Here is a 17,491-nt window from a genome sequence, read left to right as displayed (position 1 = left end):
TGAACCGCCAACCCTAGGGGCCTACACAATGATGTAAACCCTTCGCCCTTTCATGCCCTGCCCTCTTATGCCAACTTGCGCAGAAATGTCGGAGGCGTAGATGACAATCACAACCTGTATTTTTGATGCCTATGGCACATTGTTCGACGTCGCCGCCGCCGCCCGTCAGGCCGCGTCCGAGCCAGGCTTTGAGGCGCTGCGCGACACCTGGCCCAAGGTCGCGGGACATTGGCGTTTGAAGCAGCTCCAATACACCTGGCTTCGGGCCGTCGCCGATGCGCATGCCGATTTCTGGGATGTCACACAGGATGGTCTGGATTGGGCGCTAGAGGCCGCCGGGCTGCAAGGGAACGCCAAGCTGCGCCAACGCCTGCTGGATCTGTATTGGGAGCTACAGGCCTACCCCGAGGTTCCGGACATGTTGAAGGCCTTAAAAGACGGCGGACTGCAAACCGCGATCCTTTCCAACGGATCTCCGCCAATGCTGGACGGGGCTGTTGAATCTGCCGGGATTGGCGACCTGCTGGATGATGTTCTGTCCGTCGAAAGCGTTGGTGTCTTCAAGCCACATGTTCGGGTCTATGATCTGGTGCAGCAACGGTTCGGCTGCGCCCGAGAAGAAGTGTTATTCGTCAGCTCGAATGGTTGGGATGCCGCTGGCGCCAGTGGTTATGGCTTTGTCACCGCATGGGTAAACCGCGCAAACGAGCCGATGGATCGTCTGCCTTGGACACCGGCGCATGTGCTGGCGGACCTGACCACGATCCCTGATCTGGCGGGGGTTTGATGTCTGATTTTCGAACATCAGACGGCAGACGCCTGTATTTCCAACAATCCGGCTCTGGTGATCCTTTACTCTGTCTGTCGGGTTTGACACGCAACAGTGGTGATTTCTCATTTGTCCAGCCCCACCTGAGTGGCATGCACCTCATCATGATGGATTACCGCGGGCGCGGGCGATCAGACCATGATCCAGACTACATGAACTACAACATCTTCCGTGAATCACTGGACGCGATTGACCTGTTGGATCATCTGAACTTGCCCAGAACAGCAATTCTGGGCACGTCGCGTGGCGGGTTGATCGCCATGGCCCTTGCCGCCAGCCACCCCGAACGGCTGACCCATGTGATCCTGAACGACGTCGGGCCCGTGATCGAACCGGCAGGCATCGCCAAGATCATGGATTATGTTGGCAAAGAACCCGCCTCAAAAACTTATGAACAGGCGGCAAAAGCGCTGATGTCAGGGATGGCAACGCAGTTCCCTGATGTTCCATATGACAGATGGCTGGCACAGGCTAAGATTCAGTATAATGCCGCAGATGACGGTTTGACCCTGCGCTATGACCCTGCCCTGCGCACCGCGTTGCTGGAACAGGCTGCAACCGGAGCGATCCCCGATATGTGGATGTTCTTCGAAGCGCTAAACGGCATCCCAACCGGCGTGTTGCGCGGTGCAAACTCGGATGTTCTAAGTGCGGAAACCCTGGCTGAGATGCACCGACGCCATCCCGGTTTGATCTCAGCCGACGTTCCGAACCGGGGGCATGTTCCGTTTCTGGACGAACCTGAATCTTTGGCCCTCATACACAAGGTATTGAGTACAACATGAGCAGTATTGAACTGATCGAAGCCGCCGCAGACCGGTTGCGCGGGCATGTAAGGGAAACGCCCGTTCTAACCTCACCCTTTCTGGATAACATCGCGGGCCGTCGCGTTTTGGTTAAACCCGAATGTCTGCAACACACCGGCAGCTTCAAGTTTCGCGGCGCTTGGTCGGCGATATCTGCGCTGAACCCCAAGCAGCGACAGCGCGGTGTCATCGCCTATTCCTCGGGCAATCATGCGCAGGGCATTGCGATGGCGGCGGCGAAGCATGGCGTTGCGTCAGTGATCGTGATGCCGTCGGATGCGCCACAATTGAAGATCGACAACACACGCGCTTTGGGTGGCGAAGTGGTCCTCTATGATCGGTCCAGCGAAAGCCGTGAGGAGATTGGCGAGGCTTTGGCCGCTGAACGAGGCCTGACCCTTATCCGGCCCTATGATGAACCTCAGGTTATTGCCGGTCAGGGCACAGTTGGCCTTGAACTCGCGCGACAGGTCGAAGCGTTCGGTGTTGAAAAGGCAGATGTTCTGGTCTGCTGCGGCGGTGGTGGGTTGACCTCGGGTATCGCTCTGGCTTTGGAAAAACATGCGCCCGGCCTGCGCGCCCGACCGTGTGAGCCGGACGGGTTTGACGACGTCAAACGTTCGCTGGCCAGCGGTCAGATCCAGAACAACAACGCCTCGTCCGGCAATATCTGTGATGCGATCCTCACCCCGCAGCCGGGCGAGATTACCTTTCCCATTCTCCAACGGCTCTGCGGACCGGGCCTGTCGGTGTCTGAGGATGAGGCGTTGAAGGCAATGGCTTTGGCATTTCTGCGCTTGAAACTCGTATTGGAACCCGGTGGGGCCGTTGCCCTGGCCTCGGCCCTGTTCCGCAAGGATGAGATCGAAGGCGACGATGTAGTAGTGGTTGCATCCGGCGGCAATGCCGATCCGGAAATGTTTGCCAAAGCATTGGAGCGGTTAGACGCATAGTGGTCAGCTTGAATGAAGCACGTGTTATGACCCAAAGGACCTTAACGTGACTCACGTGACTATCGGGAACGTGGACCTGAACTACAGGATTGATGGCTCGCCAACCGGCGCACCCATCGTGTTTGCCAATTCACTGGGCACAGACCTGCATCTATGGGATGGGGTGATCCCTCACCTGCCCGACGGTCTGCGGATCATTCGATTTGACAAGCGCGGCCATGGTCAATCCTCGGTTCCACCTGCTCCTTATTCGATGGGATCGCTGATCCGAGATACCGAGGCTTTGTTAGATCATCTCGACGTGCGCGATTGTGTGTTCGTGGGCCTGTCAATCGGTGGCATGATCGCCCAAGGCCTAGCCATCAAACGTCTGGATCAGGTGCGCGCCTTGGTCCTGTCTAACACGGCCGCCAAGATCGGCATGCCCTCGATTTGGCAGGATCGGATGCAGGCTGTTCGCGATGGTGGGATCGAAGCCCTGGCTGATGCCACAATGGAACGCTGGTTCTCGCGTGAGTTTCGAGCCGCACAAAACCACCTGCCCTGGCGCGAGATGATGGTGCGGCAGCCAATTGAAGGGTATCTGGGATGCTGCGCCGCTATCGCAGGCACGGATTTCTATACGCCAACGTCGGGTCTGCGGCTGCCCACACTGGGCATCGCTGGCAGCGAAGACGGCTCGACCCCACCAGACCTTGTGCGTGAAACGGTCGAACTGATCCCCGGCGCGAAATTCAATCTGATGCGAAGGGCAGGACATTTGCCTTGTGTTGAAAAACCAGACGAGTTTGCCGCTATACTTGAAGCGTTTTTGAAAGATATTGGACATATTTAAGGGAGCCTTTCGATGGCTGATTTCCTTCTGATTCATGGTTCTTGCCACGGCGCCTGGTGTTGGCGCGACTTGATTCCCGCGCTGGAAAACTTTGGGCACACAGCCCGTGCCATCGACATGCCCAGCCACGGTGCTGACCCTACGCCGATTGCCGAGGTCACCCTTGATGGCTGCCGAGACGCCATCCTTGCCGCATCGACGCCAGATACGATCATCGTAGGGCATTCCTGGGGAGGGTATCCGATTAGCGCCGCCGCCGAAGCGCAACCGCAAGCCATGCGCGCCCTGGTCTATCTGAGCGCCTATGTCCCGCAAGACGGGGTGTCTATGGTCGAGATGCGCCGCCGTGGACCAAGCCAAACAATCGCGAATGCAGTAGAAAAATCGGCTGATGGATTGTCTTACACCGTCCGTCCAGAGCACGTAAAAGAACTGTTCTACCATGATTGCGCGCCCGAAATCACACCGTTCGCCTTTGCGCGCCTTTGTCCGCAGGCCATACGCCCGCAAGATACGCCCTTGGCACTTAGTGAGCGCTACAAAAGTGTCGCGCGCGCATATATTGCAACCAGCGATGATCACACTGTTCCATTCGCGTATCAAAAGAAAATGGGCAGCGAAATCCGCACGGATTTGCAACGCACTATTGACAGCGGCCACTCCTCGTTCTTTTCCCATCCGGACCAATTGGCGCGTGCGCTGACAGATCTTGAGAAACAGCTTTGATCAGGCGCCTTTGCGACCCTACGTCAAAGAACAGCCCTCTATCCTAACGAATTGGCCCCGCCTAGGGTGCTGGGGACGAAACTTTGTGACGGTTCTGATGCGCCTGCCCTTTGCCTTTGTTCTATGTACGGTGATGATCGATGCGATGGGGATTGGCCTCGTGATGCCAATCATGCCGCAACTGATTGTCGAGGTTCAGGGCGGAACGCTTGCCAGTGCGGCGATTTGGGGCGGTATCCTCAGCACCGCGTTTGCGGCAATGCAGTTTGTCTTTGGGCCTATCCTCGGGAATCTGTCTGACGCCTACGGACGACGGTTGGTTCTGCTGGTGTCGCTGTTTGTGATGGCCTTGGATTACGTGGTGATGGCGCTCGCAGGGAGCATCTGGCTACTGCTGATTGGGCGTATTGTCGGGGGTATCACGGCGGCTACACATTCGACGGCGGCGGCATTTATGGCCGATGTCTCAAAACCGGAAGACAAGGCTGCAAACTTTGGCCTTGTCGGCGCGGCGTTTGGCGTGGGCTTTGTTCTTGGCCCAGTGATGGGCGGGCTGCTCAGTGAATATGGAACACGCGCGCCGTTTTGGGCGGCTGCCGGTCTTTCAGCACTGACTTTCGCCATTGGCTTTTTTGTGATGCCGGAAACCGTGACCGACAAGACCAGACGGGCATTCAGTTTGAAGCGCGCGAACCCGGTCAGCTCGCTTACCGCGATCGCCGCCCTGCCTGGCATCCGGCCTCTACTGTGGGTCTATTTCCTGTATTCGGTGTCAATCTACGTCTACCCCGCGATATGGTCCTATTTTACCACCGAGCGCTTTGGCTGGTCGCCGCAGATGATCGGCCTGTCGCTGGGCGTTTATGGAATTGGCATGGCCGCAGTTCAGGGCGGACTGATCCGCCCCGCCACGCGTTATCTGGGTGAACGCGTCACCATCCTCTACGGTATGGCCTTCGAGATCGTTAGCTTCCTGTTTCTGGCCTTTTTAACCAATGGCCTGATCGCCCTGATGCTGATCCCGATGACTGCGCTGGGCGCGGTCATCACGCCAGCCTTGCAAGCGATGATGTCACGCGCAACGCCAGATTCGCAGCAGGGTGAACTGCAAGGCGTATTGGCGTCTCTGCACGCGTTGTCGATGGTCATATCACCCCTATTGATGACCAGTGTTTTTGCCCGCTTTATCCAACCCGAGACGGCGATCTATCTGCCTGGTGCTCCCTTCCTTCTTGCTCTGGTCCTCATGCTGGTTGGGGTGCTTCTATTTCTTCGCGCACGCCCCATCGCGGTATAACAACGACATCAATCTGACGATTTCTGGCTTGCGACCCGATTGTTCCCAAGCCACCGTGGGCGAAACAGCCGAATAGCCGGAGCGCTCGGAATGAAGTTGCAAGATCTTGATATTATTGTCACCGCACCCCCCGCCCCCGGTTGGGGTGGGCGGTATTGGATATTGGTGAAGCTCACCACCGATACGGGCATCACAGGCTGGGGGGAATGCTATGCCTCGACCGTGGGCCCCGAGGCCATGAGCCATGTGATCCGCGATGTATTCGACCGACACATGCAGGACGAAAATCCCGAAAACATCGAACTGATGTTCCGCCGCGCCTATTCCAGCGGGTTCACTCAGCGCCCGGACCTGACGGTGATGGGTGCTTTTTCTGGACTTGAAATCGCGTGCTGGGATATTCTGGGGAAAGATCGAGATCGGCCCGTTTACGCCCTGCTGGGCGGCAATATGAATGAGCGCATTAGGTCCTATACCTACCTCTACCCTCTGCCCCAGCACAATTTGAATGACTTCTGGACTGCGCCTGATCAGGCCGGAGAAAGCGCCGCAGAAATGGTGCGACAAGGCTATACGGCGGTCAAATTCGACCCGGCGGGTCCCTATACCATCCGAGGCGGGCATATGCCGGCGATGTCTGATATCTCGATGTCTGTGGCCTTCTGCAAAGTCATCCGCGAAGCTGTGGGGGACAAGGCCGATCTGCTGTTCGGCACCCACGGTCAATTCAACACGGCTGGCGCTATCCGGCTGGGCCAAGCGTTAGAGCCGTATTCGCCGCTTTGGTTCGAAGAACCCACCCCGCCGGATAATATCGAAGACATGGCCCGCGTCGCGCGCAATGTCCGTATCCCTGTCGCAACCGGCGAGCGCATGACCACCAAGGCCGAGTTCGGTGCAGTCTTGCGCGCGGGCGCGGCGGAGATCCTGCAACCCGCTCTTGGGCGCGCCGGTGGCATTTGGGAAATGAAGAAAGTCGCGGCCATGGCCGAAGTCTTTAATGCGCAGATGGCACCTCATCTTTACGCCGGTCCGGTAGAATGGGCCGCCAATATCCATCTGGCGGCCTCGATCCCCAACTTGTTGTTGCTGGAATCCATCGAAACTCCGTTTCACGATCAATTGATCAAGGGCTCGATCCGGGTTGAGGATGGCTTTGTCACACCACCCACGACGCCGGGGCTTGGGATTGAGGTCGACGAAGATCTGGCGCGTGCTCATCCCTACACCGGAGACGGCCTGCACCTGCAAATGCAGGAAGATCCTTGCGACTACGCAAATGGAAATTCCTTTCAGGGCGGCGCACCAGCAACCGAGGGGTGACAAGCCCGCGCGGGTTGGGGCATATTGCTCCAACCCCTATCTTACAGATGACCGATCCGTGACCCCGAAAGACGCTGCCGTTCTACCCGCTGAAGCATCAGACAGCATGCAAGCAAATGCAGCCCGTGCTGCGGCTTACCTGAAGACATTGGCGCATGAAGGCCGCCTGATGATCCTGTGCCATCTGAGCGATGGGGAAAAATCGGTCGGAGAACTTGAGAGCCTGTTGCAAATCCGTCAGGCCGCCGTCAGCCAGATGTTGGCCCGGTTGCGAGATGAACAACTGGTTTCAACCCGACGGGACGGTAAGACCGTTTATTATTCACTGGCCGACCACAGCACCCAGCGCGTGATCGGATTGATGTACGAGCTGTTCTGCCAGCCCGAGAGCTGAGGATCAGTTCGACACATACCCGGCGATCACCTGCATCAGCTTATAGGCAGTGGCGGCATCGTTTTCGACAACGGCCAGAAACTCCTCTTCACCAATCCGAAGACAAGACAGGTTGGTTTCGGCAATCATGCTCAGGGCGCGTGGCTCTTTTCGGATCAGCCCCAACTCACCCACCAATGCACCTGCGCTTACGGTTGTGATCAATTGATCCGGGCCATCCGATTGCGGCAGATACAGGCCGGCCTCTCCGTCCAATAACACGTAGGCGCCATCGGTCGGTTGGTCATCTTTCAGGAACACGACCTGTCCGGGTGTTGCATCAAACCAGCGCGCACCAAAGGCCAGCAGGCGCAGCTGTCTGCGATCCAGGCCCGAGAACAGAGGGGTCTGTTCAAGCGCTCGTAACTTGCGCGCAAGATCAGCCGATGCAGCGCTGTCTTCTTCCACGTCCATAGGTCCTTCGTCCGAGACCACACGACCTTGACGGATTTCGACGAACATGTCGAACACGTCCGGATTTTCGAACTGATCGTTCAGATAGATGATCGTGACATCCGGCATCAACTCCCGCAGATTTTTGTAAACAGCAATCTGTGTCTTGACGCTGTAGCTGGCCAACGCATTCTCCAGGATCAGGATATCTGGCTTCTTGATCGTTGCCCGCGTAAACGCCAGTGGCTCGGCAAAAACGGCGGGCAGGTTCTGCCCCCCCAGCGAAACCGGCACATCATAGATCAGCTCAACAACCAGCGGGCGCGCGCCATTCTCGGCCAGAACATCCACAATCAGCTTGCGTACCTCGTCAGATCGCGCGCCGCCAATCTGGCTGACTTTGCCAAAAAGAGCGTTTTCCATCACAGACAAACCCGGTGCGATCTGCTTGGAATCCAACGGAACAAACACGTCCTGCAGCGGTTCCAGCAGCTTACTGGAATGGCTATTGCGTAGCTGCAGAATGCGGCTCTTGAGTTCATCAGTGAAGGCTGGGCCAATCTGTTCCGCTGAGATCACAAATGGCACGGCCAGCAGGTTCGCCAATTGAGCGTCATCTAGCCCCTCAGCCCCTTCTTTCCGGGTGCGTTCGACCAGTTCAACGGCCGCTTCATAGGTCCCGGCCTCCAGCCCCAGTTTGCGGAACAAGGGATGGTCAGTGCCATCCAGCCCAAAGATCTGCCGCAACATATCGATCACGTCGCGCGTCAAGGCGATCAGGGTCTCATCCAATCCAAGCTCACGCAACTGGCCCAGGAACACGGTTTGCTTGGCCAAAAGCTCTTGGTTGACCGGAACGCAAGGCGTTGCGAACAGCAGGTTCTCGGCCACGGGCAAGGCCGGGTTATAGCTTTCGCGATCGAAGATCAGCGCCTGCTCGGTCAGCTTCGCTTTTGTTACCGTCTCTTGTATCAACGGGCGCAGTTCGATCAGCTTCTGCGCAAGCTGAGGATGGGCCACCGGATCAAAATCCTGCTCGGCTCCGCGTTGAAACAAGGCTGCGCCCGATCCCATACCGTCGATTAGTTTCAACCACCAATCCCGCAGATCAGCCGCGCTCTGAAAGCCTGCGCGAGACGGGTCGAGCCATTCTGCCTGGAACGGGTCGGTGCTGTTGCCGGCACGCAGGGTCTCAGCAAAACCGGGGTGATCGGTGTGTTCAGACAACGGCTTGAACCGCATAGGCATCATAACGTTGTCGCCCAGCGTGCCTTGAAACATCACTGGTCGGGATGATGCATAACCGATCCGCGCCGCCACGACGCCCTGATGCAACTCGGCCAGATTCTGATCACCGATTTCAACCCTACCCGCGCTGGGCAGGATTTCGCGTGTCAGCAATTCGCTGACGGCGCGCCGGTCTTCCTCGCTCTGCGCTAGAATGCCGATTGTTTTGCCCGCCGGGAATGTCAGGTTCAGGTCATCCAGCACCTGATTGCCATCCATGTCGCGCACCGAAACGTGATCAAGAACAATATCGCCGCTCAGATGCGGACACTCGGGCGGTTCGCCTTCGAACAAACCTTCATCTTGCATACCCGAAGGCGCAAACCGTTCAACCACCACGTCCCACCGCAGCGACATATCCTGCGTTTGATTGTAGTAGGTCAGCAATTCTTTCCAGGGGGAACTGAGATCTTTATACGCCGCCAACGCAGCCACCAGCGCGCCCAGCGAGACCGATCCCTGCAGCACCAACAATCCGCCAACTAGGTAGAACATGAACGGCGTCAGTTGTGAGATGAAGTTGTTTATGAATTTCATAAAGAACTTCTTCTGGTAGATCTCGAACCGGATTCCAAATAGGCGCCCCAATTGATCCGAGACCATGGCGCGGCGATAGCGCCAGCCCCCGTTTGCGCGCAGGGTCGAGGCACCGGCTGCGTTTTCTCCGATCTGCGCAGCCAGGGTGCGGACTTCCTGAATGCGTTTCTTGTTAAGAAGGTTGATCTGGCGTTGCAGTTTCGGGATCAACCACGCCTGCACCGGGATCAAAGCAACCGCCGCAAGGCCGAACCAGACGCTTTGCAGAAACAAGAACGATAGGATCGTGATCATCTGACCAGCTTGAAGCACCGGTTGGCTGATCGCATCGCCCATCAACCCGCCCATCGGCTCGCTTTCGGCGGTGATCATCGACACCATTTCGCCTTGGCTGACCCGTTCGAAGTAAGGCTGAGGGAAGCGCAAAGCCCGGCTGATCAGTTGATAGCGAAAGCGCCGCAGCATCCGCTCGCTCAGCACACCTTTCATCGTGTTGATGCGCATCTTCATCAGGCCGTGGGCAAGAACCGCACCCAGAAAAGCAAAGCACAAGATGATCAGGAAATTAGTCTGCGGTAAGCTGTATCCCCAGACCTCTACGATTTCACTGCTGGCCCCAATCGCATCGTTGATGATGCGCTTGGGAAGTTCCAGCGTCAGATATAGCAACGGAAACAACGTTGACGTCACGGCCAGAAGGATAAGCTGGTCGCGTTTGGAGTACTTCCAGATAAAACGAAAGATCGTGCGCTCTATGGAACCGGTTCCTGCTTGCTATCTACAACTCAGCTTTTTGGCATGGCCTCAGACTCAACAGCATAAAGCCACAAAATCCCAGCGAAAACTGATATTCGAGGTCAATAGCGGAACATTTCTTTGCCGAATGTGAACTAGTTTATTTACGTAGCAACTTAATCGTGCCTAGTATCCGCCTCAGGACGTTTTCGGGAGAGGCCTTTTGACTGCCAGTTTTGGCGCAGTTTTTTTTATGCTCTGCTTGATGCAGATTAAGCATATGTTTGCCGATTATTACCTCCAGACGCCCAAAATGCTATCCGGGCGAGGTGAGTATTTTCATGTCGGTCGCGCGCAACATGCCGGGGTGCACGTTGTCGGCTCTGCTGTTGTCTTTATCCTATTTGGCACGCCTTTGCTTTTCATCCTGATTGTCGGTCTGATCGAATGGGTGGTTCATTTCAATATCGACTACGCCAAAGCCAGCTACTCCGACAAGAAGCAGCTAGAACCCAAACAGGCCGCATTCTGGCGCGCGGCCGGGCTGGATCAGTTGATGCATCAGTTGACCTATATAGGTATGGTCTGGGCTTGGGTTACCTTCGCCGCCTGAACCGGTTTCAGGCGACATGTTTCAGATGACTGGGCTCATAAGCCGACAACCACATCCGATCCAAAGCGTCGAGTTTTTCAACATCAAAACGTTGCGCTTCTTCCCAATAGCGCCCGGATGGTACGTGATACGCCAACCGTTCTTCTTCAGCCAAAGCCGCCTTCATGCCTGCGGTCGCGGGTAGTGGTGCCGAGGTCAACCGTGACGAATGCGACGACGGAAAGACCAACCGACTGTCCCCTTGTGACAATCGCACAACACGGCACTTTTGAGCGGCTGCAAACAGGGCCAAACGGGCGGATTTGGCCTCTAACGAGCGTAAGGTGACGTCATCGCGCAGCGGATCAGCCGCGCCCGTGCCATAGAAATGGGTCTGACCCTTGCCCGCATAAACCATGTCACATCCAAAATACGCAAGAACCTCGGGCTCAAGGGCCGATAAAGCCCAATACCCTGCCGTAAAGGCCATCGTGCCGCCTGCGTAGACAAAGCCGCCATAGTGGTTCTGCCGCGGCACATAATCCTCGGCCGTAACAATGCTTTGCCCAGGTTTCAAATGCACAGGGCACCTGTCTGTTGGGAAATCTTCGGGATGGATCAGCACATCCCAATCCTCGCGCACACGCCAGGCGTTGTTCATCACCACTATGTGCGTAAAGGGCGCACGGGGCCATGCGCGCGCCTCAATCGCATCTGGTGCGCTGCCCAAAATCAGAACGCGGTTTCCTGACTGTGCCATCTCGGGTCCTGTGTTTGCTCAGACCTTTCGAAAGCATAGCGCGTTTGGACCGGTCGACTACCCCAGAACCGAAAAACTGCTTTCCTCGTTGATTGGGCGTTTGCGCGAATAGAACCCCACATCGATCATGCGCTTGATATACGGCAGTTCGAACTGCAGCGGCTTGGAATCATGGTCGGCCCCACCTTCGCAATATTCAATCAGCGCAGTCATCATCTTTCCCGCAATTGGAGCGTTCTTATACTGGTTTCCGCTGGTGCCACAGGCCATATAAAAACCCGGCAGGCTGGATTTGTCGTAAATCGGAATCCAGTCTGTCGACGCATCGTATAGATCAACCACACCTCGGGTTTTGGACGGGATGCCCAGGCTGGGCACGCGCTGCGCATATCGCATGGCCTGAGTGGTCCACTGATCGGTGAAATCGCGATTGTAGTGCAAATCATCCTCGCACCACTGATGCGGGTCGCATTCAGGGTCTTCAGACCCAACGAGGATATGGTTTCCATGTTCCGGGCGGCAGTAACACGCGATGTCACTGTCTGAGACGATGGTGCCATTGTTCTCGAAATCGAACCCTTCGGGCGCGGGCACATGAACCACTTCTTGCCGCAAGGGTCGTGTCTCAATCGTCATGTCATCCAATACGCCCGCCATCTTGTTGATGATGGCCGACCCCGGCCCGGCCACATTCACGACAACCTTGGCGTGGATTTCTTCGCCAGACGCCAGCTTGACACCCGTTACACGACCATCTTCGGATAGAACTTCAACGACCTCGGCCCCAGTCTGAACCTGAGCCCCATGTTGCTTGGCAGCATCAATCAGGTTCTGAGCGGACAGCGCTGGATCGGTGACATAACCTGCCTGCGGCCAAAACACACCGCCCTGCATCTTGCGACCGTTGGGATGACCGAACTCAGGATCATCCATCCGGCGCGCAGGAGCAAAACTATCCAACGAATAGACCGGTAAACGATCGTTAATCACCTCAGGCGACCATTCTTCGAACGGGCAATCCAGATCGGCGCTGTTGGCCATATGCTTTTCCAGCATACCGTTGGCATCGGTCTTCATGACCAGACACCCCGTCTCGCGAAATTGCGCCAGGTCGGCACTGGCTGGCAGACCTAGATATTCGGCCCAATCACGCCAATAGTGATATCCTTCCCAGGCAAAAGCCGTGCCATCGAAGGTCGAATAGTGCATGCGGATGATCGCGCAGGACCCAGCGGTCGATCCATGCCCCGCCTGACTGTTCCGATCCAGCGACAGGGTTTTCCACCCGGCTTTTGCCATCTCAAAAGCGATGGCGGCACCGATCACACCGGTGCCGATGATGATTGCGTCTGGCTGGCTCATGGGGTGTCTCCTCTCCAATAGCGCTGCGAATAGGCGCTGAATTCTTCGACTTCCTCGGGTTTCGGGTCGACCCCCGTAAATACATACAGATAGTGCGGCACCATCGAGATCCGCGTGTCCATGGGCTCGTTCAATTGGGCCAGATCATAGCCGATCTGCATGTAGTACAGAACGCGCGCGCGGGTTTCTGCTTCGACCTCGGAATACCCATATCGTGCGAACATTGCGTGCAGGGCGGCCAGGCGTTTGGCGTCGGACTGATCCAGAACGCGCCGCACCTTGCCGGATTTGCGCGCCCAGTCGCGCACCGCAAAGTCCAAGGCAGTGTCAAACAGCGCCGTATTCACGACACACCGATGCACGTTACAGACCGCCGCGGTAATCGTCTTGGCGGGGATTTCAGCCTGTTTGATCAGGGCCGCAGTGTTCGTCGCCTGCCAGCGCGCCAAAAGCGCGTCCAACAATTCCTGGCGCGACTTGAAGTACCAGTAAAAGGACGACCGTGACACAGCCATCCGCTCGGCCAGGTTCAGCACCTTGATCTGATCCACCCCGTCCGAGATCAGCACATCCATCGCCACGTTCAACCAGTCGTCGCGCGTGACTTTGACATTGCCGACCAATGGTTCGGCCTGTGGGTCATCCCGGTGCAGGATCGGTTTGGTGTTCATTCAGCTCTCCGGTGGTGCGCCGCCCTCGGCAGTGCGTCGTTCAATAAATTCGTGCAGGGCTCCGATACGGTCACTATCGGTTGGCGGTGCTTTGAAATCGTTCAGAATAGACTTCCAAACCCCGGTTGCCCGATGGTTGGTGTCAATCGATCCGCGTTCGGTCCAGGTTCCGAAATTGGCGTAATCGTGGACATGGGGCTGATAGAACTCGGTATTGTATCGCTCCATTGTTTGGCTGGAGGCAAAGAAATGGCCGCTGGGCTCAACCTCACTTAGCGCAGTATCAAAGCCGATCTCAGAGGTTCCGGCCTGCGCCCCGGCGCAAAGCTCGGCGACCATGTTGAGAACCTCGGCATCGCAGACAAGCTTCTCGAAGGATACAGTCAGCCCGCCTTCAAGCCAGCCTGCCGAATGGATAATCACAGTTGCCCCGGCCATCAAACAGCCCCACAGGCCGAACTGATTCTCGTTGGCCGCCTGCACATCGTTGACATTCGCCGCCGATCCCGCCGCAGATCTCCATGGAAGACCTAAATGGCGCGCGAGTTGTCCGGCCGCTAGCGAAGCCTGGAAATGTGAGGGCGTCCCGAATGCCGGCGCACCTGATTTCATATCCACATTGCTGGTGAACGTCCCATAGCACACAGGCGCGCCCGGATTGGTTAGCTGCGTCAGGGTCAGTGCCGCCAGCGCCTCGGCATGAGACAAGGTGATCGCACCCGCGACCGTGATCGGTGCCATCGCACCCATCAGTGTAAACGGCGTGATGATCGACATCTGACCGTGCTTGGCGAAATCGATCAGCCCCTGTGCCATCGGAATGTCCAGCGTGCGCGGGCTGTTGGTGTTGATGATCGTGTAGCAGTGGGCCGCAGCCTGGAAATCGTCGTCTGACAGCCCCCGTGCAGTGGCCAGCATCTCAAAGCAGTCCATCACCTGTGGTGTGCCACGCGAGAAGAAGAATGGAAACTTATCCGTCAGCTCGATCTGCGCTTTGGTCGTGAAGTAGTGGCGTAGGTTGGTTGGCACGTCCTGCGGTTCGACCTGGGGTGAGATCATCTGAAACACGTCAAAATGATGGGTGAGTTTCAGAAACTCCAGATAGTCCCGCCCTGTCGCCGGCCGGCGTCCCCGCTCCAGATCGGTGGCATTCGGGGCCCCGGCCCCCGGTTGAAACACCAGCGAGCCCAGTTCCAGCGTGAAGTCCCGATGCCGTGCACCCGCCCGGCAGGCAATCGACTTTGGGGCCGAGGCAACCGCCGCCTCGACCATATCGCGCCCGATAAAGACCATGTCAGTCTCTTCGTCGAAACGGGCCCCTCCTGCGGCAAAGATACGACGCGCTTCGGGTAGCAAAACCTTGACGCCCAGCTCTTGCAGCATGCGTAGCGCGGTCTCGTGCATGTCCGCAATCTGATCTGCGGGGAACACCTCCATCTGCGGGAAAGGGTTTCTAAGTTGGCGATAGTTCACATCCCGCAAAACGGGTGGCGCAGCCTCTGCTCCGCGTCCGCGCCGTCGACGCCTTTGGTCATGCGCCACCATGATCAGCCTCGCATCGCCTTACCCTGCGGGTCGTATGGCGACGCGGCGATCACACAGGCCGGGCGTTCGACGCCGACCACATGTACGGACAGTTCCGTCCCCGGTTCAGCTTTGTCCCTGTTGACCAGAGCCATCGCCAGCGACTTGCCAGTGTAGTGGCCATAACCGCCCGAGGTTACAAACCCCACACGCTCTCCATTCGCCCAGATCGGTTCATACCCGCTGGCATCTGCGTCCAGCGCATCGACCTCAAGCGTGACCTGCACCTGTGCAGGGCCATTGCCATCGCGTTCGGCCACAGCGGCATCCTTGCCGACAAAATCCTTGTCCCAGTCGATCCAACGATCCATCCCGGTCATGCCTGGTGTGTAAAGCTGCGTGAATTCCGCCGACCAGATGCCAAAGCTTTTTTCGAGGCGGGTCGACAACATCGCATTGAAACCACATTCACGGATGCCCTCATCGGCCCCGGCCTCAAGCAGCATCCTACGTAGCTTGATGTGATCACCATAGCGGCAGTTGATCTCGTACCCCTTTTCACCAGTCACCGACATGCGGGCCACGCGGGCACGCACGAGGCCAATATCGAAATCGCCGCAGCCCATGAATTTCAGGCCCGAGATATCCTGTTCGGCCAGTTTCTCGATCACGTCTTGCGATTTCGGCCCGACCAGACCGAAGCCGCAGTATTCCTCACCTAGATCGCGTATGTTCACCCCATCGATCATGTGGTCGTCGAACCAGCGCATGTGCCAGGCGCGCAGGTAATAGCTGCCCATGATCCACCAGGTGCCATCGCCCCAGTTCAACACGGTCAGATCGCCCTTGAGGCGCCCGTTCTCACCCAGCATCGGCGCGAGTTTGGCCCGACCCGGCGCAGGCAGTTTTGAGGCCATGACTTTGTCCAGCCATGCTTCGGCATTCGGGCCCGAAACCTCGAACCGCGAAAAGCCCGAGATGTCTAGCAGGCCCACGCCTTCGCGGATCACTTTGCATTCCTCGGCCACGATGTCATGCGCGTTGGACCGCTTGAGGGTCGGTGTTTCCTCGAACCCTTTCGGCGCAAAATAAAGTGGCACTTCAAGGTCCCAGCTGACGCCCCATTTGCAACCTGCCTCTGTCATCGCATCATGGGCAGGGGCCATTTTTAACGGGCGGCCAGCGGGCAGTTGTTCGTTTGGATAAGTCATCACAAACCGGCGGGAATAAAACTGACCGGTGGTTTCGCGGATGTAGCGTTTGTTCTGAGCGAAATCGCCGTAGCGCGCTACGTCCATCGGCCATGCATCTGCCTCAGGCTCGCCATGGATCATCCATTCGGCCAGCGTCTTACCAACGCCGCCGCCTTGCAGGAAGCCCGCCATCACGGCACAGGCCGACCAATAGCCACGCTTGCCCGGCACCGGCCCGACCAGCGGGTTGCCATCGGGCGAGAAGGTAAAAGCGCCATTGACCCAAGTCTTGATGCCGACCTCTTGAATCGATGGATAGCGTTCGAAACCCAGCATCAGCTCGTTCTCGATGCGATCCAGCTGCTCCTGAAAAAGCTCTTCGCCATAGTTCCAGGGCGCGCCGTCCATGGCCCAGTGTTCATGGTCGACCTCGTAGATGCCGACCAGAACGCCCTTCTGATCCTGCCGCATATAGGTGAAGCCTTCGAGGTCGACAGTCATCGGCATTTCGAAATCCGCCGCCGCCACTTCGGGCACCGCATCGGTGATCAGGTAGTGGTGCTTGAGTGGCGAAACCGGCAGTTCGACCCCGGCCATGCGCCCCACCTGCTTGGCCCACAGACCAGCGGCGTTGACCACATGTTCACAGGTGATCGTGCCTTTGTCGGTCACCACTTCCCAGCCATCCGCCGTCTGTGTCAGGCTTTCGACCTTGGTTTCCTCGTAATACTCCGCCCCACGTTTTTTTGCCGCCGTTGCATAAGCCTGAACTGTGCCGGTGGTGTCGATGTAACCTTCGCGGTCCGCCCACATCGCGCCCAAAACGCCATCAGTGGACATAATCGGACAACGTCTTTGCGCCTCTTCCGGCGTCAGCAACTCGCAATCGTCAATACCGATGGATTGGAAGATGCGGTAGTTGGCCTGCAGCCATTCCCAGCGTTCCGGGGTGCCAGCCAGCGTCAAACCACCGGTCATGTGCAGGCCGATATTCTGGCCGGACTCTTTCTCGATCTCGCTAAGCAGATCAATCGTATACGCCTGCAGCGACGCCATATTCGGATCGGCATTCAAGGCATGGATACCGCCCGCCGCATGCCAGGATGACCCCGAGGCCAGCCGCCGCCTCTCGAGCATGACGACATCCGACCAGCCAAATTTGGCCAGATGATACAGAACCGAGGCGCCCACAACGCCGCCCCCAATGACCACCACGCGATACTGCGATTTCATCC

15 protein-coding genes are annotated in these 17,491 nt (G+C 57.4%); 9 read left to right on the top strand and 6 right to left on the bottom strand.

Annotation, left to right across the window (positions count from 1 at the left end; all coding sequences use genetic code 11):
• Positions 1-100: 100 nt before the first annotated feature.
• The 8 genes from ACR0JX_RS04735 (at position 101) to ACR0JX_RS04700 (ending at position 7,163) form a co-directional block, all read left to right on the top strand.
• On the top strand, positions 101-787 hold the full coding sequence (locus ACR0JX_RS04735; RefSeq protein ID WP_480541861.1) for a haloacid dehalogenase type II: 687 nt from the start codon (positions 101-103) through the stop codon (positions 785-787).
• Positions 787-1,614 (top strand): alpha/beta fold hydrolase, encoded by an 828-nt coding sequence (locus ACR0JX_RS04730; RefSeq protein ID WP_480541859.1) that lies wholly within the window; start codon positions 787-789, stop codon positions 1,612-1,614. Before ACR0JX_RS04735 ends, ACR0JX_RS04730 begins: the two co-directional genes overlap by 1 nt.
• Positions 1,611-2,588 carry a threonine ammonia-lyase gene (locus ACR0JX_RS04725; RefSeq protein WP_480541857.1) on the top strand — a complete coding sequence of 326 codons (978 nt, stop codon included), beginning with the start codon at positions 1,611-1,613 and terminating at the stop codon, positions 2,586-2,588. Before ACR0JX_RS04730 ends, ACR0JX_RS04725 begins: the two co-directional genes overlap by 4 nt.
• 46 nt (positions 2,589-2,634) lie before the next feature.
• Positions 2,635-3,423 (top strand): 3-oxoadipate enol-lactonase, encoded by a 789-nt coding sequence (pcaD, locus tag ACR0JX_RS04720; RefSeq protein ID WP_480541855.1) that lies wholly within the window; start codon positions 2,635-2,637, stop codon positions 3,421-3,423.
• A gap of 12 nt (positions 3,424-3,435) precedes the next feature.
• Entirely contained in the window at positions 3,436-4,149 is a 714-nt protein-coding gene (locus ACR0JX_RS04715; protein ID WP_480541853.1) for an alpha/beta fold hydrolase, read from the top strand.
• A gap of 97 nt (positions 4,150-4,246) precedes the next feature.
• On the top strand, positions 4,247-5,446 hold the full coding sequence (locus ACR0JX_RS04710) for a TCR/Tet family MFS transporter (protein WP_480542968.1): 1,200 nt from the start codon (positions 4,247-4,249) through the stop codon (positions 5,444-5,446).
• A gap of 90 nt (positions 5,447-5,536) precedes the next feature.
• On the top strand, positions 5,537-6,769 hold the full coding sequence (locus ACR0JX_RS04705) for a mandelate racemase/muconate lactonizing enzyme family protein (protein WP_480541851.1): 1,233 nt from the start codon (positions 5,537-5,539) through the stop codon (positions 6,767-6,769).
• Positions 6,770-6,875: 106 nt separating this feature from the next.
• Positions 6,876-7,163 carry an ArsR/SmtB family transcription factor gene (locus ACR0JX_RS04700; protein WP_480542966.1) on the top strand — a complete coding sequence of 96 codons (288 nt, stop codon included), beginning with the start codon at positions 6,876-6,878 and terminating at the stop codon, positions 7,161-7,163.
• Between the two features lie 3 nt (positions 7,164-7,166).
• On the opposite strand, the gene ACR0JX_RS04695 is transcribed toward ACR0JX_RS04700, so the two are convergent.
• A complete protein-coding gene (locus tag ACR0JX_RS04695) occupies positions 7,167-10,163 on the bottom strand; it encodes an ABC transporter transmembrane domain-containing protein (RefSeq protein WP_480542964.1) in 2,997 nt (998 codons plus the stop codon).
• Positions 10,164-10,419: 256 nt separating this feature from the next.
• On the opposite strand from ACR0JX_RS04695, the gene ACR0JX_RS04690 reads away from it, so the two are divergent.
• A complete protein-coding gene (locus tag ACR0JX_RS04690; RefSeq protein WP_480541849.1) occupies positions 10,420-10,767 on the top strand; it encodes a DUF3307 domain-containing protein in 348 nt (115 codons plus the stop codon).
• 7 nt (positions 10,768-10,774) lie between these two features.
• Here the strand turns inward: ACR0JX_RS04690 and ACR0JX_RS04685 are convergent, their stop codons facing one another.
• Genes ACR0JX_RS04685 through ACR0JX_RS04665 form a run of 5 tightly spaced genes read right to left on the bottom strand, consistent with a single transcriptional unit; the run spans position 10,775 to position 17,489 of the window.
• Positions 10,775-11,506, bottom strand: coding sequence for a hypothetical protein (locus ACR0JX_RS04685; RefSeq protein WP_480541847.1), 732 nt, complete (start codon positions 11,504-11,506; stop codon positions 10,775-10,777).
• Between the two features lie 57 nt (positions 11,507-11,563).
• Positions 11,564-12,868, bottom strand: a complete 1,305-nt coding sequence (locus tag ACR0JX_RS04680; protein WP_480541845.1) for an NAD(P)/FAD-dependent oxidoreductase — start codon at positions 12,866-12,868, stop codon at positions 11,564-11,566.
• Positions 12,865-13,539: a TetR/AcrR family transcriptional regulator gene (locus tag ACR0JX_RS04675; protein WP_353012206.1), complete on the bottom strand. Its 675-nt coding sequence runs from the start codon at positions 13,537-13,539 to the stop codon at positions 12,865-12,867. The genes ACR0JX_RS04680 and ACR0JX_RS04675 overlap by 4 nt, the downstream gene beginning before the upstream one ends.
• The gene (locus ACR0JX_RS04670; protein WP_480541842.1) at positions 13,540-15,084 is read right to left on the bottom strand and encodes a trimethylamine methyltransferase family protein; all 1,545 of its coding nucleotides are present in this window, start codon (positions 15,082-15,084) and stop codon (positions 13,540-13,542) included.
• 2 nt (positions 15,085-15,086) lie between these two features.
• Positions 15,087-17,489: a GcvT family protein gene (locus ACR0JX_RS04665; RefSeq protein ID WP_480541840.1), complete on the bottom strand. Its 2,403-nt coding sequence runs from the start codon at positions 17,487-17,489 to the stop codon at positions 15,087-15,089.
• Positions 17,490-17,491 lie beyond the last annotated feature (2 nt).

The organism is Ruegeria sp. AH7, assembly GCF_056541325.1.
Note: the sequence above shows the minus strand (reverse complement) of the source record. Positions and strands in the feature narration are given on the sequence as shown.

Coding starts and splice junctions, on each gene's coding strand:
- ACR0JX_RS04690 (WP_480541849.1), top strand. CDS start 10,420: ATGCAGATTAAGCATATGTTTGCCGATTATTACCTCCAGACGCCCAAA.
- ACR0JX_RS04730 (WP_480541859.1), top strand. CDS start 787: ATGTCTGATTTTCGAACATCAGACGGCAGACGCCTGTATTTCCAACAA.
- ACR0JX_RS04680 (WP_480541845.1), bottom strand. CDS start 12,868: ATGAGCCAGCCAGACGCAATCATCATCGGCACCGGTGTGATCGGTGCC.
- ACR0JX_RS04715 (WP_480541853.1), top strand. CDS start 3,436: ATGGCTGATTTCCTTCTGATTCATGGTTCTTGCCACGGCGCCTGGTGT.
- ACR0JX_RS04700 (WP_480542966.1), top strand. CDS start 6,876: ATGCAAGCAAATGCAGCCCGTGCTGCGGCTTACCTGAAGACATTGGCG.
- ACR0JX_RS04665 (WP_480541840.1), bottom strand. CDS start 17,489: ATGAAATCGCAGTATCGCGTGGTGGTCATTGGGGGCGGCGTTGTGGGC.
- ACR0JX_RS04705 (WP_480541851.1), top strand. CDS start 5,537: ATGAAGTTGCAAGATCTTGATATTATTGTCACCGCACCCCCCGCCCCC.
- ACR0JX_RS04735 (WP_480541861.1), top strand. CDS start 101: ATGACAATCACAACCTGTATTTTTGATGCCTATGGCACATTGTTCGAC.
- ACR0JX_RS04675 (WP_353012206.1), bottom strand. CDS start 13,539: ATGAACACCAAACCGATCCTGCACCGGGATGACCCACAGGCCGAACCA.
- ACR0JX_RS04670 (WP_480541842.1), bottom strand. CDS start 15,084: ATGGTGGCGCATGACCAAAGGCGTCGACGGCGCGGACGCGGAGCAGAG.
- ACR0JX_RS04685 (WP_480541847.1), bottom strand. CDS start 11,506: ATGGCACAGTCAGGAAACCGCGTTCTGATTTTGGGCAGCGCACCAGAT.
- ACR0JX_RS04710 (WP_480542968.1), top strand. CDS start 4,247: ATGCGCCTGCCCTTTGCCTTTGTTCTATGTACGGTGATGATCGATGCG.
- ACR0JX_RS04725 (WP_480541857.1), top strand. CDS start 1,611: ATGAGCAGTATTGAACTGATCGAAGCCGCCGCAGACCGGTTGCGCGGG.